Origin of the sequence: uncultured Marivirga sp., from assembly GCF_963974845.1 — a bacterium.
GTDB lineage: Bacteria > Bacteroidota > Bacteroidia > Cytophagales > Cyclobacteriaceae > Marivirga > Marivirga harenae.
The window spans coordinates 326,405-347,910 of sequence record NZ_CAXBEQ010000005.1; the positions used below are offsets into that span (position 1 = coordinate 326,405).

24 protein-coding genes and 1 tRNA gene are annotated in these 21,506 nt (G+C 36.2%); 13 read left to right on the plus strand and 12 right to left on the minus strand.

Going from position 1 to position 21,506, the window contains the following annotated elements; translation table 11 throughout:
- Positions 1-18 precede the first annotated feature (18 nt).
- The 3 genes from AAC601_RS13330 to AAC601_RS13340 all read right to left on the minus strand — a co-directional run bounded on the left by AAC601_RS13330 (position 19) and on the right by AAC601_RS13340 (position 1,776).
- A complete protein-coding gene (locus AAC601_RS13330) occupies positions 19-411 on the minus strand; it encodes a hypothetical protein (protein ID WP_303269539.1) in 393 nt (130 codons plus the stop codon).
- 202 nt (positions 412-613) lie between these two features.
- Positions 614-1,291: a molecular chaperone DnaJ gene (locus AAC601_RS13335; RefSeq protein ID WP_303269541.1), complete on the minus strand. Its 678-nt coding sequence runs from the start codon at positions 1,289-1,291 to the stop codon at positions 614-616.
- A 95-nt stretch (positions 1,292-1,386) separates the two neighbouring features.
- Complete coding sequence (locus AAC601_RS13340; protein WP_303269543.1) at positions 1,387-1,776, minus strand: START-like domain-containing protein; 390 nt, start codon at positions 1,774-1,776, stop codon at positions 1,387-1,389.
- 274 nt (positions 1,777-2,050) lie between these two features.
- Here AAC601_RS13340 and AAC601_RS13345 point away from each other — a divergent pair.
- Positions 2,051-2,124 (plus strand) — tRNA-Met (locus tag AAC601_RS13345).
- A 244-nt stretch (positions 2,125-2,368) separates the two neighbouring features.
- Here AAC601_RS13345 and AAC601_RS13350 read toward each other — a convergent pair.
- The 3 genes from AAC601_RS13350 to AAC601_RS13360 all read right to left on the minus strand — a co-directional run bounded on the left by AAC601_RS13350 (position 2,369) and on the right by AAC601_RS13360 (position 4,753).
- A complete protein-coding gene (locus AAC601_RS13350) occupies positions 2,369-2,962 on the minus strand; it encodes a tetratricopeptide repeat protein (RefSeq protein WP_303269545.1) in 594 nt (197 codons plus the stop codon).
- Positions 2,963-3,043: 81 nt separating this feature from the next.
- Complete coding sequence (locus AAC601_RS13355; RefSeq protein ID WP_303269547.1) at positions 3,044-3,892, minus strand: DUF3108 domain-containing protein; 849 nt, start codon at positions 3,890-3,892, stop codon at positions 3,044-3,046.
- Between the two features lie 45 nt (positions 3,893-3,937).
- A complete protein-coding gene (locus AAC601_RS13360) occupies positions 3,938-4,753 on the minus strand; it encodes a 2,3,4,5-tetrahydropyridine-2,6-dicarboxylate N-succinyltransferase (protein WP_303269548.1) in 816 nt (271 codons plus the stop codon).
- 22 nt (positions 4,754-4,775) lie between these two features.
- On the opposite strand from AAC601_RS13360, the gene AAC601_RS13365 reads away from it, so the two are divergent.
- The 10 genes from AAC601_RS13365 (at position 4,776) to AAC601_RS13410 (ending at position 12,741) form a co-directional block, all read left to right on the plus strand.
- Positions 4,776-5,909 carry a glycosyltransferase gene (locus tag AAC601_RS13365; RefSeq protein WP_340153532.1) on the plus strand — a complete coding sequence of 378 codons (1,134 nt, stop codon included), beginning with the start codon at positions 4,776-4,778 and terminating at the stop codon, positions 5,907-5,909.
- Between the two features lie 129 nt (positions 5,910-6,038).
- Complete coding sequence (locus AAC601_RS13370; RefSeq protein ID WP_303269551.1) at positions 6,039-6,701, plus strand: metal-dependent transcriptional regulator; 663 nt, start codon at positions 6,039-6,041, stop codon at positions 6,699-6,701.
- On the plus strand, positions 6,682-7,629 hold the full coding sequence (locus AAC601_RS13375) for a zinc ABC transporter substrate-binding protein (RefSeq protein ID WP_303269552.1): 948 nt from the start codon (positions 6,682-6,684) through the stop codon (positions 7,627-7,629). The genes AAC601_RS13370 and AAC601_RS13375 overlap by 20 nt, the downstream gene beginning before the upstream one ends.
- A complete protein-coding gene (locus AAC601_RS13380) occupies positions 7,622-8,407 on the plus strand; it encodes a metal ABC transporter ATP-binding protein (protein ID WP_303269553.1) in 786 nt (261 codons plus the stop codon). The genes AAC601_RS13375 and AAC601_RS13380 overlap by 8 nt, the downstream gene beginning before the upstream one ends.
- Position 8,408: 1 nt before the next feature.
- Complete coding sequence (locus AAC601_RS13385; RefSeq protein WP_303269554.1) at positions 8,409-9,701, plus strand: iron chelate uptake ABC transporter family permease subunit; 1,293 nt, start codon at positions 8,409-8,411, stop codon at positions 9,699-9,701.
- A 69-nt stretch (positions 9,702-9,770) separates the two neighbouring features.
- Entirely contained in the window at positions 9,771-10,349 is a 579-nt protein-coding gene (azu, locus tag AAC601_RS13390) for an azurin (protein ID WP_303269555.1), read from the plus strand.
- A gap of 56 nt (positions 10,350-10,405) precedes the next feature.
- On the plus strand, positions 10,406-11,287 hold the full coding sequence (locus tag AAC601_RS13395; protein WP_340153533.1) for a metal ABC transporter permease: 882 nt from the start codon (positions 10,406-10,408) through the stop codon (positions 11,285-11,287).
- A 28-nt stretch (positions 11,288-11,315) separates the two neighbouring features.
- Positions 11,316-11,771, plus strand: coding sequence for a DUF255 domain-containing protein (locus AAC601_RS13400; protein WP_303269557.1), 456 nt, complete (start codon positions 11,316-11,318; stop codon positions 11,769-11,771).
- A gap of 101 nt (positions 11,772-11,872) precedes the next feature.
- A complete protein-coding gene (locus AAC601_RS13405; RefSeq protein WP_303269558.1) occupies positions 11,873-12,433 on the plus strand; it encodes a hypothetical protein in 561 nt (186 codons plus the stop codon).
- A 65-nt stretch (positions 12,434-12,498) separates the two neighbouring features.
- The gene (locus AAC601_RS13410) at positions 12,499-12,741 is read left to right on the plus strand and encodes a hypothetical protein (RefSeq protein WP_303269559.1); all 243 of its coding nucleotides are present in this window, start codon (positions 12,499-12,501) and stop codon (positions 12,739-12,741) included.
- A gap of 77 nt (positions 12,742-12,818) precedes the next feature.
- On the opposite strand, the gene AAC601_RS13415 is transcribed toward AAC601_RS13410, so the two are convergent.
- Entirely contained in the window at positions 12,819-14,843 is a 2,025-nt protein-coding gene (locus tag AAC601_RS13415; protein WP_340153534.1) for an NADPH-dependent 2,4-dienoyl-CoA reductase, read from the minus strand.
- Positions 14,844-14,951: 108 nt separating this feature from the next.
- Here AAC601_RS13415 and AAC601_RS13420 point away from each other — a divergent pair, with 108 nt between their 5' ends.
- Complete coding sequence (locus AAC601_RS13420) at positions 14,952-15,413, plus strand: DinB family protein (RefSeq protein WP_340153535.1); 462 nt, start codon at positions 14,952-14,954, stop codon at positions 15,411-15,413.
- Between the two features lie 156 nt (positions 15,414-15,569).
- Here the strand turns inward: AAC601_RS13420 and AAC601_RS13425 are convergent, their stop codons facing one another.
- The 4 genes from AAC601_RS13425 to AAC601_RS13440 form a co-directional block, all read right to left on the minus strand.
- Entirely contained in the window at positions 15,570-15,953 is a 384-nt protein-coding gene (locus tag AAC601_RS13425) for a hypothetical protein (protein WP_340153536.1), read from the minus strand.
- A gap of 47 nt (positions 15,954-16,000) precedes the next feature.
- A complete protein-coding gene (locus tag AAC601_RS13430) occupies positions 16,001-16,165 on the minus strand; it encodes a hypothetical protein (RefSeq protein WP_340153537.1) in 165 nt (54 codons plus the stop codon).
- A 342-nt stretch (positions 16,166-16,507) separates the two neighbouring features.
- A complete protein-coding gene (locus AAC601_RS13435; protein WP_340153538.1) occupies positions 16,508-16,960 on the minus strand; it encodes a hypothetical protein in 453 nt (150 codons plus the stop codon).
- Between the two features lie 251 nt (positions 16,961-17,211).
- Entirely contained in the window at positions 17,212-18,285 is a 1,074-nt protein-coding gene (locus tag AAC601_RS13440; protein WP_340153539.1) for an o-succinylbenzoate synthase, read from the minus strand.
- Between the two features lie 128 nt (positions 18,286-18,413).
- Here AAC601_RS13440 and msrA point away from each other — a divergent pair, with 128 nt between their 5' ends.
- Positions 18,414-19,055 (plus strand): peptide-methionine (S)-S-oxide reductase MsrA, encoded by a 642-nt coding sequence (msrA, locus tag AAC601_RS13445; RefSeq protein WP_303269570.1) that lies wholly within the window; start codon positions 18,414-18,416, stop codon positions 19,053-19,055.
- Between the two features lie 109 nt (positions 19,056-19,164).
- On the opposite strand, the gene katG is transcribed toward msrA, so the two are convergent.
- Positions 19,165-21,375, minus strand: coding sequence for a catalase/peroxidase HPI (gene katG, locus AAC601_RS13450; protein ID WP_340153540.1), 2,211 nt, complete (start codon positions 21,373-21,375; stop codon positions 19,165-19,167).
- Positions 21,376-21,506 lie beyond the last annotated feature (131 nt).

A 21,506-nucleotide genomic window follows, 5' to 3' on the forward strand; every position in this document is an offset into this window, starting at 1 on the left:
TAAATATTTCGTGCAAGTTCAGGCCGTTTCAGACTGCTGAACACTGTTAATTTCATACTGATAAAGCCATTCCTTTCCATCTTCAACAGAATCTAATAGTTTCATTTTTCTTCCAGTAGCCGCAATAATGGAATTTAGAATCAATGTCGATAGCTTACTTAAACCACAAACAACAGTAACTTTCACTTTTGGATTATTCTTCTTTACTGTTTCTTTAATTTTAGAGAGAAGATCCTTATTAAACCTAGCATTAGTTGCATTCACACAGGACAAAACTGATTTATCCGGAAATTCTGCAACCAATTTCTGCACTGCATCAAATGCTGGAATAGCTTCGTTTCCGTTGGTGTTTTCAATATCAGTATAAACTATTTTTACCCCTTTATGCTCAACAACTTTACAATACGACATAATTATAATATTTTATTATTTTTTATCACTTATTTAATTCGGTACTAATTAAACAAATAATATTAAAATAAAGAAGTAAATCATTAAAATGACTTAAATAAATTTATCTTTTTAGATAAAAAGTAAAATCTTTACGATAAAGTATAGGTATAGGGTCAAGGACATAAACCATGGAACTCTACTTATTACGATAGTGAAAAGGCTAATTATGCTCGGTATGATTACAAATTTTTTCAGTGCTGGTGCTACCACTACCCAAGCAATTGGGACAATAAGTGTAAAGCTCTTTGTCACCCTCGCAAACTGGGCATATATTAATACCTTCACCGTTACATTGATGGCATGTTTTATAACTCCTATTTCCCATAGCACCCAGTTGAATTAAAACACCATCTCCACTGCAGGCAGTACATCCAACTTTTCCTTTTGCTTCACAATAATCACATTTTTTTAGCAATTGTTTTTCACCATTGCAGGTTACACAAGTTTCCAGTCTGTAGCCACTCAAATCACAATATTGACATGAAAGACTTTTATTGAGTTGAAGTGCCAATAGCTTTTTTAGTTCTTCTGCATTGTCATAATAGGTACCAGCTTTACCCATTATTTCAAAATACTTATCCAAAAAGCTTTGACTATTTTGATATTGACCTACTTCAAATAAAGTTTTTGCAAATAAATAAGGCATTTCAGAAGGAAGCTTGACTCCTAATTTTAGAATTTTTCTGAATTGGGTGTTTGCGGTCTCATAATCACCAGTTTCCATGGCACTTTGAGCATTTTCATAGTAAAAATTTAATGATTCTTTTTGATTTTGAGCTACTGAATTCTCGAAATTAAATAGGAAAGAGAAAATTAGAATAGAAAAAAAATACTTCATTTTATTATGCTACAATAACTGCTTAGACTGGCTTTTTTTAATACTATCTCTACTAACGAACAAACTTAAAAAAGATTCCAAAAGTCACAGAAAAATTAACCCCCTACTATTTCCTTTAAGTTGTTTATTAAACCTTCCCATACTTCATATTGCTCCTGTTCATCCTCGAAATCAGAATAGTCAACAACTTTCATGTACATGGATTGAGTCAGCTCATTTTCATCTAAATGAATTTCTATAAAAGCCGGATCATCCTCTTCACCTTCTTCAGGAAACTCAAACTTAACAAATTGATTCACCCTATGCCCAGCCATTATTGCCGGATGATCTTCATCATCATATATAAAATTATACTCCTTGTCCTCATTAATATTTACATCATCAGCAAACCATTGTGACAAGCCGCTTGCTGTACTAATATATGGATACAGCATTTTTTTTGAGGCATTTATTTCGAAGTCTCCGGTAAATTTTTTCAGTCCCATAACCTATTCATTTTAATAGTCGATAAGTTAGGATTAAATATGATATATCACAATAAATTCTTTTTCAATTTTTTTTGGATTATGAAATCATAATTCATTATGTTTGCACTCCAATTTCGGACAGACAAATAAATCAAGAGGATTTAGGTGTTAAAATAAATGAGGTCGAAGCAAGTTAGTTTGGCTGTAGAAGCGGAAGTTTCAGCTAATATGCAAAGAAACAAATCTGATTCTCTCTCGATAGAAGAACTTAAATTATTGAAATAAATTAAATGGCGAGGTAGCTCAGTTGGTTAGAGCGCAGGATTCATAACCCTGAGGTCGGCAGTTCAAATCTGCTTCTCGCTACTATTTAAAGGCAGCTTCGGCTGCCTTTTTTGTTATATGCTCGCTGTATTAGTGACTATGATTGCTTCAATAAATTATTATAAACTGTCCGAAGAACTCATTGAGCAGACTCAGTTGCTTAAGGCGCATGATTCATATCCGCCAACTAGTGGACGGCAGTTTTTGGTAGAAAGTCGATAGTAAAAACAAAAAAGGCGAAAATTAGAAATTTTCGCCTGGATACAGTACTGCTTAATTTAAAGAATCAATTACAGTATTTATTATATAATTCTTCGGCACCATCATACCCTATATTCTTAGCCAATTGGATATCATTGCATGCACCTGATTGATTCAAATGAACTTTTAAAGCTCCCCTATATAAATAAGCCTCTGCATTATCTTTATCGTTATTTATGGCAATATTATAATATTCCATTGCGTCCTCTACTTTCCCAGCTTTATGGTAGGCTCTAGCTAATAAGGTAGCCGATCTCGTAGAATTTGTATTTAGTTTATAAGCCTTTTCAAATTGAAAGGCTGCATTTTCATAGTCTTTCTCCCTGTAGAAATGCTTACCATAACTTAAAAAAGCACCCGTATTTCTTGGGTCTATATCTATGACTTCTAAGAAATCCTGAACTGCTTTATCGTATTGTCCTAATTCCTCATATGCACGGCCACGATTATAGATAGCTATTTCATCGGCAGGCTTCATCTCCAGATGCTTATTGTAAAATTGAATTGCAGCTTCGTAATTCTCTTCATTGTAAAGTTGATTAGCTTTGTCAAGCTCATTTTTTTCTTCGCATGAAAAGAAAAATACTGGGAAAATAAGTAATAATACTAAGTTCTTCATTCTTGATTTTTAAAATTAAAATGCAAAAGTAACTCAATTGAGTTAGAAATGCCAAATAAAGAGCACACCGATACCTTGGTGTTAATTACTCATATCAAAGTTGATGGGATATTTAATATTTCTAAAGGACGTTATTTCCAATCCACCTGAACCAACATAGAGCTTTGCATTTATTTTTAGCGGGATTTTATTTTTATCAGCGGAGAACCAACCTAATATTGAATTTTCACCATCAAATATTTTAGTTTCGGGCATTACAGGTGTAACTTTATGCGCTCGCACTTTTCCTATCTCCAACTCCAGGGTTTCATCTCCCAAATAAACAATTTCCAGATTATAAAATGTATCTTCAAAAAATGCAGGAATCTTAATAGTATCCTGTGGCATTAAAGTATCAAAATCTACTGCCCTGAAATAAGCAAAGCCACTGATCAAATCTCTAATCTGTGGTGGGAATTCATAGTACATGGGTTCTCCAAAGTCGTCATCTTTTCTCCCCATACTTTTAATTTCCAACATTTGGGAGTTATGATCATATTTAACTATCTCATTTTTTCTGTAATTCCCTTCTTTAATAAATCTATAAGATTGATGAGGCACCAATGAAGCAGTGTCAATGTAGCCACCCCAATGGTCATCGATTTTGGCTACCCAGTCAACCATGCCAGTGGTTTTTGCTTTTACATCCACTTTGTAAGCCGCTCTGTTATTGATTTTATAGGGGTTTTTATGAACTTTCAGTTGTCCTTTCCCCACGGTAATAAAACTATAATAGATTTTATACTCAATTTCCTCACCAGCTTCAAAGGGGACATTCTCTATGACGGGAAAATCTTCTTGAGGTATTTCCGAGTATAAATCTTCATATCTCTGCCCAACAGCACTACATATAAATAATCCAGAGAGGCAAATTAGTAACAACTTCTTCATAAATAGACTGTTCTTCAAATTAGATGCCAAACAATTTGTAAACGACTAAACGGCAACATTATTCTCTCGAAGTGCCGCATTTAATGAAGTCTTCTTATCCGTACTTTCCTTTCTTTTACCAATAATCAACGCGCAAGGAACTTGATATTCACCTGCTGGAAATTTTTTAGTAAAAGACCCTGGAATTACAACCGATCTTTCTGGAACATATCCAAGATGTTCTACCGGTTCTTTTCCAGTAACATCAATGATTTTAGAACTTGCAGTTAAAGTAACATTAGCACCTAAAACCGCTTCTTTTCCAATCCGAACTCCTTCAACAATTATACAGCGCGAACCAATAAATGCATTGTCCTCTACAATAACTGGAGCAGCTTGAACCGGTTCCAAAACTCCGCCAATTCCTACACCTCCACTAAGGTGCACATTCTTTCCGATTTGCGCACAACTACCTACTGTTGCCCAGGTATCAACCATTGTACCGCTATCTACATAAGCTCCAATGTTAACATAAGATGGCATCATAACGACACCTTCATTCACGAAGGATCCATATCTAGCAATCGCATGAGGGACCACACGAACGCCCAATTTTTCATAGCCGGTTTTTAGCTTTATTTTATCATGAAATTCAAAAGGGCCAACATTTATAGATTGCATTTTTTGAAGAGGGAAGTATAAGATCACCGCTTTTTTTATCCATTCATTTACCTTCCAATTTCCGTTGCCATCAGGTTCGGCAACTCTAATTTTTCCATGGTCTAACTCCTCCACTACAGTCTTCACCGCTATCTGTGTATCTTTATCTTTTAATAATTCTCTATTGTCCCAAGCCTTTTCAATAAATTCTTTAAATTCCATTTTCTGTTTATATCTTTAATCTGTGGATGATAAAATAAAAGTATTAATCACTTCGGTTCTCAAACCTGTTGATGATGTTCGTTCTTGCTACAAGATTGGACAATCATTAGCGCAAACAAATAAATATGAGGTAAATATCATAGGGTTTGATTCAAAAAAGAAATATCAACATGAAAATATTTTTCTCCATCCTGTATTTAAATTCAGAAGAAATTCAGTAAAAAGGCTATTTGCTCCATTTTCTGTACTCAAAAAATTTCTTAAACTAAAACCTAAACTCATAATAGTCAACACACCTGAATTACTGTGGGTTATGTATTTAATCAAAATATTATTTGGTACTAGAATAATATACGACATACAGGAGAACTATAGATTAAATGTAAAATATAGTGCTGTAGATAACAGCATTACTAAAATCATCTCACTCCTATTCTTATATTTCACAGAAGGGGCTTCTAAATACTTCGTGAGCGGCTACTTCCTAGCTGAAGATTGTTATATAAACCAACTTAATTTCTTCCATAAGAAGCCTTATATCAAGCTATTGAATAAATCTGTACAACCAATACAGGAGATTGATAAACCTATTATCATAGCAGAGGGTATGCCTATAAAATTTATATATAGTGGGACCATTGGTGAGTCATATGGAACAATTGAAGCCGTAGATTTCTGTAAACAACTGTATAAACTTAATCCCAAAATTACTTTAATAATTGTAGGTTATTCATCTGATTATAAATACTTTAAATTACTACAAAAGGAATGCGAAAACCAAAGTTTTATTAAGCTAATAGCAAATGACAGCCCGATCCCGCAAACAGAAGTAATTGATCAAATCAAGAACTCTGATGTAGCCCTACTCCCTTATCATTTAAATTACAATATTAAAGGTCGCTTTCCAACTAAGATATATGACTACTTGGCACTAGGAATACCTATGATTATCCCTCCTCACACAAGATGGAAAGCTTTTTTAGAAAAATATAATGCTGGCATATGTGTTAATTACCAACATCCAAATAATACGGCTACCATTTTAAAACAACTCTATGCAACTGAATATTACAGATTTCGGCCCAAATCTGAAATTCAATGGAAAAGCCAGGAGGCAACGCTCGAAAAATTCATTGACAATGTTTTGTCTAATTAATTTTTTAGCCTTAGCTAAACATTGATAATAATACTACTTATCAGCATTTAAAGCGAGTTTTAAATATTTATTGAAAATATTTTTAGATTAACCTAATTTTATTTTACTTTGCAGTAAATATGATTTGGAATGAAGAAATTAAGTTTCGCTGAAGAAAATTATCTGAAAGCTGTTTACCATCTTTCAAATGCTGGAGAGTTGGATGTTACTACCAATTCCATTGCGGAAGAAATGGACACCAAAGCTGCTTCCGTATCCGATATGTTGCGGAGACTTTCTGAAAAAGAAATGGTCGTTTACCGGAAATATCAGGGCGTAAAAATTTCTGAGAAAGGCAAAATCGCTGCCTTGCAAGTCATCCGTAAGCACCGCCTTTGGGAAGTGTTCTTGGTGGAAAAATTGAAATTCAATTGGGATCAAGTGCATGAAATTGCTGAGCAATTAGAACACATTAAGTCTCCCCTATTGATCCAAAGATTAGATGAATTTTTAGGGCATCCAAAGTTCGATCCACATGGTGATCCTATTCCTGACGAAAATGGATTATTCAAAGAAAAGCCCCAAGTACCACTGGCCGAAGTTGAGATCTCAGGGGATGGAATTGTGGTGGCAGTCAAAGATACAAACTCCATATTTTTGCAACATTTAGATCGTATAGGAATTTATCTTGGAGCCAAAACTAAGGTTACCGAAAAAGTAGAGTTTGACGGTTCCATGGAAATACTCGTTGACGGGAAAAATAAATTATTCATCAGTAAAGAAGTAGCAGAAAATGTATTGGTCACTCACTAAAATAGTACTCTTTTTTTTCATTCTTAGTTTATCATTTTCTTGTACTAATACAGAAAAAAAAGGCCAGCAAACGTATATAGTTTGTACCACCGGAATGATTAAGGACGCAGTAGGAAATATAGTTGGAAATAAAGCAAAAGTTGATGCTTTGATGGGACCTGGTGTGGATCCTCATTTGTACAAAGCTACCCAAGGTGATTTGCAAAAATTACAACAAGCAGATATCATTGTTTATAACGGCCTATTTTTGGAAGGAAAGATGGGGGAAATCCTTCAGAAGCTCAAGAGAAAAAAGACAGTTATTGCGATGGCTGAACTACTTCCAAATGAAACTCATCTGAATAATACAGAGTTTCAAGGTGCCGTTGATCCGCATATTTGGTTTGATGTAAGTTTATGGAAACAAGCCATTGAATTACTAAGTTTTGAATTGATAAAGACCGACAGCATTAATCAAGATCTCTATCGTTCTAATACCGAAAAATTTACGTACAAATTGGATAGTCTACATCAAGCTGTTGAATACCAAACTAATAGAATTCCAGATAACAAAAGAGTTTTAGTCACTGCTCATGATGCCTTTGGTTATTTTGGAAGGGCTTACAATATAGAAGTACGAGGTTTACAAGGCATCTCAACCCTTTCAGAGTTTGGCTTGCGGGATATTAGTAATTTGGTGGATTACATAGCAACAAAAGATATCCCAGCTATTTATACTGAAACATCCGTTTCTAAAAAAGCAATTCAAGCCGTTTTAGAAGGCTGTAGAAGTCAGGGTCATAAGGTTGTTATTGGTGGAAGTTTATATTCTGATGCTATGGGAGAAGTGGGGACCTATGAAGGGACCTATATTGGAATGGTTGATTCAAATGTAGAAAAGATTGTCTCTGGATTATTGATAGAATCAAAAAATATAGAAAATGATTAGACAAGTTGAAAATCCTATTATCGAAATACACGATCTTTCTGTTGCTTATGAACGGAAACCCGTTCTGTGGGACGTTGACTTAAGTCTACCTGAGGGACAACTAATTGGAATTATTGGGCCGAATGGTGCCGGAAAATCGACTTTATTGAAAGCGATAATGGGTTTACTTCCCCTCAATAGTGGGTATATTCAGATTAATGGTAAGCCCCTAGAAGAAATGCGCCACAAAATCAGTTATGTTCCACAAAGGGAAAGTGTAGATTGGGACTTCCCCACCTCCGTTTATGAAGTGGTGATGATGGGCAGATACGGGCAACTGGGCATTTTCAATAGACCAAAAAAGGCAGACAAAGAAATTGTAATGGATAGCCTAAGAAAAGTGGGTATGGAACAGTTTAAAGATCGCCAAATATCTCAGCTTTCGGGTGGACAGCAACAAAGGGTTTTCTTAGCTCGCGCACTGGCCCAACAAGCAGACATCTATTTTATGGATGAGCCTTTTGCGGGTGTGGACGCCTCCACAGAAAAAGCTATAATTGAGTTGTTGGGTGAAATGTCGGCCCAAAACAAAACAGTGATTGTAGTTCATCATGATTTGCAATCAGTTGCAAAATATTTTGATTGGATTATCCTCTTAAATATGCGATTGGTTGCCTCAGGACCTATAAACGAGGCTTTTACACCTGAACTCTTGCAAGAAACTTATGGTGGTAAACTAACCTTATTGACTGAAATAAGTGATTTGATTCAAAAAAATAGATTTCCAAACAGAGAATAGTATGTGGGAAAACGCACTCAGCTTTTTTGATTTTAACGATGCCAATGTAATTTATGTATCTTTAGGTACCATAATTTTGGGAGCTGGCGCTGCTGTTGTTGGAGCATTTACTTTCTTTAAGAAAAAAGCTTTAATTGGTGATGCAATTGCGCATGCTATTCTTCCTGGTGTCTGTTTAGCTTTTATTTTAAGTGGCACTAAGAACTATTTCTTATTAATATCGGGGGCTTTTTTCACAGGATGGTTATCGATTATTGCCGTTGATTACATCGTAAAGAAGTCAAAAATTAAGGAAGATACCGCAATTGGACTTATCTTGTCTGTATTTTTTGGCGTGGGAATTATGCTTCTCACCTATATACAGCAATCAGGCAATGCAGCTCAAACTGGACTAGATTCATTTCTTTTTGGCAAAGCAGCTAGCATGTTAGCTCAGGATGTGGTTGTTTTTTCGGCAATCAGTATCATTCTTATCTTTATGATTTTGCTCTTTTATAAGGAATTAAAACTAATCACTTACGATAAAGATTTTGCGCAGTCTGTAGGTCTACCTGTAAAATGGATTGAATTTCTTCTAAGTTCTTTGACCGTATTAGCAGTAGTTACAGGTATTCAAGCGGTAGGTGTAGTTTTAATGGCTGCACTTTTGATTACTCCAACTGCAGCTGCTAAGTATTGGTCTGGCAGCCTATCCATAATCTTAATACTAGCTGCTTTTATAGGTGGCTTTTCTGGTGTTTCAGGAGCATTTATAAGTTATATCGCTCCAAATATGCCCACAGGTCCCTGGGTGGTGATGGTGTTATCGATGTTCGCTATCTTTTCAATATTATTTGCACCAAAAAAAGGATATTTCTCAAGATTATGGCAGCAACTGAAAAATAGGAAGCAGATTCAAGATGAAAATATTTTGAAAGCATTTCATCAAATAGCGGAATTTGAAAATTCATTTGGCGAACCTAAATCATTAGAAAAACTAAGAGAAAAAAGATATTATAGCCTTCGACTAATGAAGAGGATTCTTGTTAGGCTAAAAAGACAAGGATATTTGAAGCGGAATCAAGCAGGATTTTTCCTTTCAGATTATGGACAAAGAAAGGCAGCTAGATTAGTGAAATTACATAGACTTTGGGAACTCTATTTAACAGAATATTTACGGATTGCTCCTGATCATGTACATGAGGATGCTGACACAATAGAGCACATAATAACGCCTGAACTGGAGAGAAAACTTGAAGAAAAATTAGGATATCCTGAAGTAGATCCACATAATTCGAAAATACCATATAATTAATACGAAAAAGCAAAACATATCCACTATTCAGACGATTGAATACATAGAAACAATTAAAAAAATAATATTATGAGATTATTAAAATTAACATTCGGCATAATAAGTATAAGCTTATTCATTGCATGTGGTGGAAATGGTTCTCAAGAAGAATCTACTACCAAGGAAAAAACGATGACCTCGAAAGAGATCATGCAGCAAAAGGCTAAAGAACGCGCAGAATCTCCAGAGGCATCAAAGTCAGAAGAAGATGCTGCAAATAAAAATGAACAAGATGTGGTAGAAATTACGATCGAAGGAAATGATCAAATGAGGTTTAATCTTGATGAGATGAAAGTAAAAGCAGGTTCTACCGTTAAGCTGACATTGAAACACGTGGGCAAAATGACTAAACAGCAAATGGGCCACAATTGGGTGCTTTTGACTAAAGGAACAGACATAATGGAATTTGGTCAAAAAGCAGCAGGAGCGGCTGATAACGATTATATACCTGAAGCCGAAGCAAGTAAAGTTATTGCTAACACCAAAACTTTAGGCGGTGGAGAAGAAACTACGATTACCTTTGAGGCACCAGAGAAAGGAACATACGACTTTATCTGTTCATTTCCAGGCCATGTTGCTTTAATGAAAGGTAAATTTATAGTTCAATAAAAGATTTAAAGGTGTCATTACATGTTAAATGACACCTTTTTTTTTAAATTCCAAATATGTCCGGATTTTACATCATCTTAACAGGTACTTTGGTAGCCACTGCTTGTGGAATTCTAGGCTGTTTTTTGGTTCTACGAAAAATGGCTATGGTAGGAGATGCCATTTCCCATGCAATTCTGCCGGGCATTGTAATGGCTTTCCTTTTTTCAGGAAGTCGTGATTCTGTGACCATGCTTCTAGGTGCAGGAACTTTAGGAGTACTCACTACCATCATTATTGAATTCCTTCATAAGCAAGGCAAACTACAAACCGATGCATCCATAGGTGTAACCTTCACATGGTTATTTGCAATAGGAGTAATACTAATTTCAGCTTATACAGGACAGGTTGATCTAGATCAAGAGTGTGTACTGTATGGAGAAATTGCCTATGTTCCTCTGGATACAATCATTCTATCATCTGGAATGGATATTGGTCCACAGGCCATCTATTTGATTGGATCGGTATTAATATTAGTGATTCTTTTTGTTGTTTTTGGGTTTAAACAACTCAAAATCACCTCATTTGATCCGGAATACGCAGTAGCACTTGGAATATCAGCCACTTTGTGGAATTATTTATTAATGGCATTAGTCTCTTTCACTACAGTGGCATCTTTTGAATCGGTAGGAGCTATATTAGTTGTTGCTTTTTTAATTGCACCAGCAGCATCAGCATACTTAATTACAAATAATTTAAAAAGCATGATTTGGCTTACTTGCTTGATTGGTTTTTTATGCGCTTTTTTCGGCTATTATCTGGCTGTAGCATTAAACGCCTCGATAGCTGGTGCGATGGCTACCGTTTGTGGATTAATTTTTGCTGTTGTTTTTGCATACGTAAGGATCAAAAGCAAAAAGGTCACCAAGGTTACAAACTTTGAATCAATAAAAGCGTAATTTTATTACTGACGTAATATGTGTTAACATGAAGAATTATTTTTTAAGCATACTGTTTATTGGGGCACTAGTGCTTGTTGGTTTTACAATTAAGCCTAAAACCGAAAAAGAAATTAACTGGCTAACAATCACTGAAGCTTATAAGCTCAATCAGAAAGAGCCTAGAAAAATATTTGTGGATGTGTATACCAACTGGTGTGGGTGGTGCAAAAAAATGGATAAAGAAACATTTTCAGATCCAGAAGTTGTCGAAATGGTGAATGAAAGTTTCTATGCCGTAAAACTAAATGCGGAAAATACTGAACCTATAACAATGGCTGGAGATACTACAACGGCTCAAATGATTGCCCGATCCATGGGTGTTACGGGTTACCCCACTATAGTCTATATAAAAGAAGATTTTAAAACCATTCAGCCTGTGCCTGGCTACCAGAATGCTAAGAAATTCAAGGATACTTTAGAAAAAATTCTTCAATGGGAATAGCAAAATTAATCGAAGAAATTTCATGCAGATGGTTTTTTCTACACTGATTCACCTGCAAATTGAGGTATCTAACGCTAGGTTACATCTTTGTTAGTGCATATATGATAAAATCCAAAAAGGGAATAGTGTTCAGAACATCAGTAGGCATAAGTGCATGCATTATCATGACTATAATGAGTGGATGCAGATTCTTTGCAAAACCATTGGAACTCTCCAGTGAGCACTTCTTGTTCACTGCAACCACACAAACAAGCTCGATAGAAGAAATGCAGGAAGGTATCAAACGAGCAGAAAAGTTATACACCGCCTTAACTAAGATTATTCCCACGGATTTTCAACTCGACTCGGCCATTGCCGTAAAGCTAAACGGCAATTATGAAACTCAAGGACCATATGTAGATAGCAACGGAACTATACAGCTGTGGCGCTACTCAGCTTCTGAAGGAGGGTACTGGTCACTCTTCACTCATGAACTGGTGCATGCCATTGCATTTAGTACCTCTGTTAAGCTCGGTGCACTAGAGTGGTCGTCTCTCGGTTTCTACAATGAGGCTTGGGCGGAGTACGTAGCACAGCTCATCGACCCAGAAAAGACTGGGTTTCCATTTTACGGTTTCAACGAAAACGTAGTTGCTGGTCACTGGGTATCACAGGGGGGCTAACACTTGCATTACTTCGAACTTCACATGAAGAACTCAATCTGTCTTGTGCACATCAGTCCTACACGATGCGTGCTTCATGGTTCCGATTTGTGGATGAAACCTATGGCCGTCATGCCACATTGGAAATTATGTATGGGGGACGGGAAATGACACCTGAGGTAGTTGAAGAAATTCTAGGAGACTCATTGGTAAATGTTGATGATACATGGCAAACATGGATTATTGAACGTTATGAATCACATCCGGGAGCTGACACCGAAGCTGCCGCTTATCGTGCTAATATCTCATATTATCAGCCTTGTCAATAACTTTATACAGAGCATCCTACTAACTTAATCATAACAGGTTAAAATTGGGTAATTTCATGCCTTACTCATATCCCGATTTATATTTTTAAAGCGAGTTCCGTTGCTTGCTTAATCGCTTTTTTGGCATCCAATTCAGCAGCTTCAAAGGCTCCTCCTATTAAATGCGATTTTATTCCTTGTTCGGCAAGGGAGTTGAATAAACTTTTTTCTGGCAATTGTCCAGCACATAAAATAATATGATCCACCTCTACTAACTCTTGCTTTCCATCTTTAGTAATATACAAGCCTTTATCATCAATTTTATCATATTGAACATTGGTCACCATTTTCACTTGGCGATTGCGTAATGAATTTCTGTGTACCCAGCCTGTGGTCTTACCTAGCCTCGCTCCCATTTTACCCTCCGAACGCTGAAACATTACAATTTCTCTTGGCGCTTCTATTTTGATAGGTTTTCCTTCCACTCCTCCCCTTTTTTCGAAATCCATATCTACTCCCCACTCTTTGAAAAAGGCTTGCAAGTCATCATGATTTTCTTCCTCAGGATGAGTGAGATATTCGGCAACATCGAACCCAATACCTCCTGCCCCAATTATAGCTACTTTTTTACCCACTGGCTTATGTGATTTCAGCACATCAATGTATGAAAGCACTTTTTCATTTTCCTGACCCGGTATTTTTGGATCACGAGGATTAACTCCTGTGGCTACAACTACCTCGTCAAATTCTTTTAATTCTTCAGCAGATACTTTTTTACTTAACTGTAATTTAACTCCCGTTAACTCTAACTGCTTTTTATAATAACGCAAGGTCTCATAAAACTCCTCTTTGCCTGGGATCTGTTTCGCCATATTGAACTGGCCGCCAATCTCTTCTGCTGCATCAAATAAAGTTACTTCGTGTCCACGTTTTGCTGCTTCAGTGCTAAAAGCCAATCCAGCTGGCCCTGCTCCTACGACAGCAAGATTTTTAGTTTGCTTCAGCGGTTGAGAAACGAGTTCTGTTTCATGACAAGCTCTTGGGTTCACTAAGCAACTACTTGTAATATTTTTGAATACATGATCTAAGCACGCTTGATTACAGGCAATGCAGGTATTGATTTCATCCTCTCTTCCTTGCTCCGATTTATTGATGATTTCCGGATCGGCCAAAAATGGTCGAGCCATGGATACCATGTCTGCCTGACCTGAAGATAAAATCTCTTCAGCTGTCTGCGGCATGTTAATACGGTTTGTGGTAATTAAAGGAATACTTACCTCTTCCTTCATTCTTTCGGTCACCCAAGTAAAAGCTGCTCTTGGTACGCTAGTTACAATTGTTGGGACTCTCGCCTCATGCCAACCAATACCAGTATTAATGATACTAACTCCGGCCTTTTCCAATTCCTTGGCTAATTGTACCACTTCTTGCCAAGTACTGCCATCCGGAATTAGATCCAACATGGATAAACGGAAAATAATAATGAAATCTTTTCCAACTGCTTCTCTCACGGCTTTGGCAATTTCAATTGGGAATTTAATTCTGTTTTCATAGCTCCCACCCCACTCATCTGTCCTCTTGTTTGTGTGCTTAACAATAAATTGATTAATTAAGTAACCTTCAGATCCCATTATTTCCACCCCATCATAACCTGCTGACTTCGCTAACTGCGCTGATTTTGCATAATCCTTAATGGTAGATTTTATCCTTCTACTGGACATCTTCCAGGGTTTAAAAGGATTGATGGGTGCTTTGATAGCAGATGGTGCTAAACTAAATGGGTGATAGCCATATCGACCAGCATGTAATATCTGCATACATATTTTGCCGCCCGCTTCATGTACTGCATCTGTGATGATCCTATGCTTTTTTGCATGGCTTTTTTTAGTCATTTGAATGGAAAAAGGTTTCAGCCAACCTTGCCAGTTAGGAGAAACTCCACCAGTTACAATTAATCCTGCACCGCCTTTTGCCCTTTCTGCATAAAAAGCAGCCATTTTCTCGAAGCCATCTTTAGCTTCTTCTAGTCCAGTATGCATAGACCCCATTAAAACTCTGTTTTTCAATTGTGTAAAACCTAAGTCTAAAGGTTCAAATAAGTGCGGATAAGTTGAATGTGCCATAATTAAATTTAGTATGCATGCCGAACAATTAGCAATTTATATAATCTTTTCTAAAAGGATTAAAATATCGTGAATTTATTGGTATTTTCGTCACAAAATTGAGAGAATATGCAAGTTATTACCAACCATGAGGTTATCAGAAATAATTTTGAAAAGGCCGTGGAAAAAGTAAATGAAGCTGATTTAGTCATGATTCCTGAAGGATTCAATAATCATATTTTATGGAATATTGGCCATGCGGTAGTTACCCAAAATGTTTTACTTTATGGTATGTCAGGTTTAGATTTTACACTCCCTACTGATTTTATTAAACGATATAAAAAAGGAAGTTTTCCCTCTGAGATTGAAAATCCAAAAACTGAATTGGCGAATATTTTTGAATTGGGAAAAATTGCCGATGAGCAACTAAGCTATGATATTCGGGAAATGAGATTTGATGACTATCAGCCTTACGAAACCAGCTTTGGAATAACCTTAAATAGTTTTAATGATGCTTTGCAGTTTAACAATATACATGAAGCAGTGCATTTAGGCTATGTTTTGGCATTAAAAAGAGCTTTGGGTTATTAACATTTTGGTCTTAGCGAGACGCTAAGACCAGAGGGGAAATATTCTATGATTAAATGGAAGACAAGCGTTAATTTCAGCAACTCACTTTTCTTCATTGGTTACCTTTTCAAATTTTTCAATACAACCTTCATCACATGTATTAAAATCTTCATGAGGCTATAACTTTAAAAACCCATCGGTCATTTCATAACGATATAAAAAGTGGGGGACAAAATCATCATACCCCTCAATTACACAATCTAATTCTATGTATAACATGTCGCTTATACTATTCGAAGACAATTCAAAAAAACCTTCTTTTCTGCCATCAGGACATCCTACCCCTCGTTGTGTTGTTAAAAAAGATGAATCAGAGTTCAAAGTTATAAAATAACCATCTTCTACATCATAATATCCGCTAATCGCATCCCATTCTTCCACTAATTGCCATTTTCCATATAAAGAATCTTTATCGATTGGCTCCAACTCCTCCTCTACTGTTTCTTCTTTGCAGGAAAAAAACATTAGAAATGGAATTATTATAAATAGTAAGTTTCTCATAAACGGTTATAGTCAATCTAAAGAAAACTTCTGTTTAAAATTCAAACTCACTTTTCCTCATTAGCTACTTTTTCGAAACTTCTGTAGCAACCCTCATCACAAGTATTTACACTTTCATGGGGAGTCAATTTTAAAAAGCCATTATCCATTTTATACCTAAATAAAGAATTAGGTATAATCCCATCTTGTCTATCTTCACATTCAATCCTCATTTTCATGATTTTTCCCTCATCATCTTCATATAAACCATAAGTACCAACTAAAAGCTCCTCACCAGTTTTACAAAAAACAAGATAATTAGTTGAACAGGTAGAGTCTGAATTAAAAGTATAAAAATAACCGTCCTCTAGATATGTGGAACCTGAAGTAGCCCCGCCCCATATCTCTACTAACTGCCATTTTCCATATATAGAATCCTTATCGATTGGCTCCAGCCCCCCCCTCTACTGTTTCTTCTTTGCAGGAACTGAACAATAATAATGGAATCATTAAAAATAATAAATTCCTCACAATAAGTACTTTATGATATAAAGAGAGACAAGCTTTAAAAGAATTCATTTCTCCTCGTTGGCTACCTTTTTAAAACGTTCCCAACAACCTTCATCACATGTATGGTAATCTTCATGAGGAGTCAACTTTAAAAAACCATCTTCCAATTCATAACGATAAAAACCACTAACTATTTCGGTCTCACCATTGTCTTGACAAGTAAACGCTACTTCCATTATATCACTAGTACTATCACTTGATAATTTGAATGCACATTTTACATTATCACAATCCTTAAAAGACCAACTCACAGAACAAGTAGAATCTGAATTAAAAGTACGGTAATAACCATCCTCTACTTCATAAGGATCGGACATAACCCCATCCCATTCTTCCACCAACTGCCATTTCCCATATAATGAATCTTTATCGATTGGCTCCAGCTCCTCCTCCACTGCTTCCTCTTGGCATGAAATAAACAATAGAGCGGGAAATATTAAAAAAATTAAGTCTCTCATAATTAGTCAAATTTAGTTGATAATTAATTGCTTGGTTTCGGTTAATCCTTGGTGTTGTACTTTTACCGTATAGGCTCCTTTTTTAATTTCGCTTAGATTAATGGTTGTAGATTGCATTAATTGTCCGTGTGCCACCAACTTTTGGATCTTCGAAACATATTAAAACTACTGAAATACTTTTAAAAATCGTATGAACGTTTGATGTAAACTTAATAATTAAATACAAACCACCCAAATACATATGTATTTTTTCAGATCGAACCCCACTTACTATTTAAATTATAAAAAGTTTCCCCATTGGCAATACTAATCGGTGAAGCAATGTTATTATGATATAATTGCCCAGTTCCCAAGCCTTGAGGCATTTTTACTTTTAAATAAGAGGCTAATTGGCAGATGGCATTTAAGCCGATATTAGATTCCAGCATACTAGTCATCCACCAACCAATGTTCATGGATTCGGCTATTTTAATCCACTCCATTGTAGATTGAATGCCTCCTAATAAACTTGGTTTAAGAATGATATACTGCGGTTGTATTTCCTCTAAAAGTTCAATCTTTCTTGCTTTTCTATAAATACCGATCAATTCCTCATCCAATGCAATGGGAAGTGGTGTTTTATTACACAAAAAAGCCATATCATCAGTCTTGCCAGCTTTAATGGGTTGTTCAATGGAATGTAAATCCAATTTAGCCAACTCACTTAATTTCTCTAATGCTTCAGATGGTTTAAAAGCTCCATTGGCATCCACTCTTAAGGTGATTTCATTTTGGCTATATTTATCACGAATGGACTTTAAAAGTTTTAATTCGGTTTCAAAATCAATGGCCCCAATCTTCATTTTAATGCAATCAAAACCTGCATCTAATTTTTCCTGAATCTGTTTCTGCATAAACTCTTTACTTCCCATCCATATCAAGCCGTTGATAGGAATTCTTTCTTTGCCTCTGTAGAAGTCCGTATCAAATATCATCTTCTTACCTCCATGCATTGCATCCAATAAGGCAGTTTCAATAGCAAATCGGATAGATGGAAAACCTTCAGGAAAAGCATCTCTTGCAATTTCAAATACTTCATCCATTGAATCCGGAACCTCTAAACCAATCAGTTGCTCACAGACTTTTTGCAATTCAGTCTCCATATACTTAAGGGGTTCAACACTGAGTGCTTTTAATGGTCCAGCCTCTCCAATCCCCATTAATTTACTTTCAGAGAAAAGCTTTAAATACCATGTGTCTTTTTCTTTCAGAGTACCACGAGATGTACCTGCTTCGAATTTGAATTCAAGCGTGTGGTGTTGGATGGAAGCCGAAGTTATTCTCATAATTTAGATTGTTATTTAATCAATAAGCTGTTGAAGCAAAGTAATAATCCCGTGATAAGACCACAAAAATCATCTTATTTAAAACTTAATGGCAACTTAAGTCGTTCCTTTTGAAAATTCTAAACAATATGATAAGAAATACTGCCATCATCATTTTAAGTCTATTATTTTTTGCCTGTGCAGCAGAAAACAAAAAGTCAGAGAACACAGAATCCACTTCTATCGCAATTCAAAACACAGAAGCCATTGATACTGCCTATTTTGCTGGTGGGTGTTTCTGGTGCGTGGAAGCTTCCTTTGAACAAATAAAAGGAGTTCAAGAAGCTATTTCAGGCTATTCCGGAGGTGACGAAGAAAATCCGAGCTATAAAGAAGTGAGCTATGGAAGAACTAATCATGCCGAAGCGGTGATGGTGCTTTATGATACTTCCGTCATCAATTATGAAACACTTTTGGATATTTTCTTTGTAGCTCACGATCCTACTCAACTGAACCGTCAAGGGCCAGATGTTGGAAAACAATATCGTTCTGCTATATTCTACAGAAATTCAAAAGAAAAGAATTTAGCGCTTAAGAAAATGAATGAGCTAGCTTCAAAATTTGATGATGAAATTGTAACAGAGCTAACAGCGTTCACTAAATTTTGGGATGCAGAGGACTATCATCAAGATTACGAAAAGAAAAACCCTAATGATCGCTATATAGTAAATGTTTCTAAGCCTAAAATTGATAAGGTTGCTAGAACTTTTAAAGATATTTTGAAGGACTAAATTACACTCCCTTTAATAAGGAGAAAGCACTATTCATAATTAACTTTGCAGAAAAAAGGCATCCATATTTTAATGGATGCCTTTCTTATTATATACTTAGTTGAAAAGCTTATTTCAAATCGAACCTATCCAAATTCATTACTTTATCCCACGCCTTAATGAAATCCTTAACGAATTTCTCTTTAGCATCAGCCTGAGCATAAACCTCCGAAATAGCTCTCAATTGAGAATTAGAGCCGAAAACTAGATCTACCCTAGTCCCAGTCCATTTCTTTTCACCAGTTTTTCTGTCTTTTCCTTCAAAGATATCATCTTCTTTTGCTGGAGCCCATACTGTATCGATATCAGTAATGTTGACAAAGAAATCATTAGTCAAGTTACCTGGAGACTTTGTTAATACCCCATGCTTTGAATTGTTATGATTTGCATTTAACGCACGCATACCTCCAATAAGCACCGTCATTTCTGGTGCACTCAAAGTTAGTAATTGCGCCTTGTCAATTAACATTTCCTCGTCAGGAACTGTAAATGCTGCCCTTCTATAATTTCTAAAACCATCAGCTTCTGGTTTTAACCATTCAAAAGTATCCGCATCGGTCAATTGCTGAGTCGTATCAGCACGGCCAGGCGTAAAAGGTACTTCCACATGATGTCCGGCATCTTTAGCTGCTTTTTCTATTGCAGCACAACCACCCAAAACAATTAAGTCTGCTACAGAAACTTTTTTATTTCCAGAATGCGATTCATTGAACTTTTTCTGAATGTCAGTCAAAGCATTTAACACTTTTGATAATTGAGCCGGTTGATTTACTTCCCAATCTTTTTGAGGAGTTAAGGCAATTCTAGCACCATTTGCACCACCTTTTAAATCTGATCCTCTAAAAGTAGAAGCAGATGACCAAGCCGTATAAACCAATTCAGAAACTGATAATCCTGTTTCTAAAATCTGCGATTTAAGCTCTTTTATATCCTTATCATTAATGATTTCATAATTGACTGCCGGAATTGGGTCTTGCCAATCCAAATCTTCTTCTGGTACTTCAGGGCCTAAATACCTAACCTTTGGCCCCATATCCCTGTGCGTTAATTTAAACCAAGCTCTAGCGAAAGCATCTGCAAACTCTTCAGGGTTTTTATGAAAATGTTCTGATATTTTTCTGTAGTCAGGATCCACTTTCATGGCCATATCAGCTGTAGTCATCATAATGCCTACTTTCATAGAAGCATCTTCCGCATCAGGTGCTTTATCTTTATCTTCTATGTTTTTAGGTACCCATTGATGCGCACCTGCAGGACTTTTAGATAGTTCCCAGTCGTAACCAAATAGAACATCAAAGTAACTCATGTCCCATTGCGTTGGCGTTGGTGTCCAGGCACCTTCCAATCCACTTGTGATGGCGTCTCTGCCTTTTCCACTTTTATGACTACTGATCCAACCCAAGCCCATTTGTTCCATTGGAGCCGCTTCTGGTTCTGGACCCACTAATGCGGCATCTCCGGCACCGTGCGTTTTTCCGAACGTATGACCCCCTGCTGTTAAAGCTACTGTCTCATAATCATTCATGGCCATACGTGCGAAAGTCTCTCTAATATCATGAGCAGACTTTTGTGGATCAGGGTTTCCATCAGGACCTTCAGGATTTACGTAAATCAATCCCATTTGCACTGCTGCCAAAGGGTTTTCCAAATCTCGTTCACCAGTGTAGCGATTATTCCCTAACCAAGTATCTTCGGCACCCCAGTATATATCCTCTTCTGGTTGGAAAATATCTTCACGGCCTCCACCGAAACCAAAAGTTTTGAATCCCATAGATTCTAAAGCAACATTTCCTGTTAAAATAAATAAATCGGCCCAAGAAATGCTGTTACCATATTTTTGCTTGATAGGCCACAATAATCTCCTAGCCTTATCCAAATTTCCATTATCTGGCCAGCTATTAACCGGTGCAAATCTTTGGTTACCGGTTCCGGCTCCACCTCGCCCATCACCAGTTCTATAGGTACCTGCACTATGCCAAGCCATTCTGATCATAAAAGGACCATAATGCCCATAATCTGCTGGCCACCAGTCTTGAGAAGTTGTTAATACCTCCTCTATATCTTTTTTTACCTTAGCCAAATCTAATTTCTTGAACGCGGCTGCATAGTCAAAATCCTCACCTAAAGGATTTGAGTTTTTTGAATGCTGATGCAAAATCCCAACATTTAATTGATTTGGCCACCAATCTTTATTCATGGAGCCGTTACCTCCTACTTTGGTATTACCTCCATGCATGACAGGGCATTTCCCTACATCTCCCAGATTATTCATATGTTCCATAGTTGAAAAATTTTAAGTTTCTTTTACTTGTAATTTAGGAATTAAAATTCAATACTTTTTATCTATATTATTTATAACATTATAGATATTTACTATATTTTTCAATAACGTTTTATCTAGTTATAATTTAG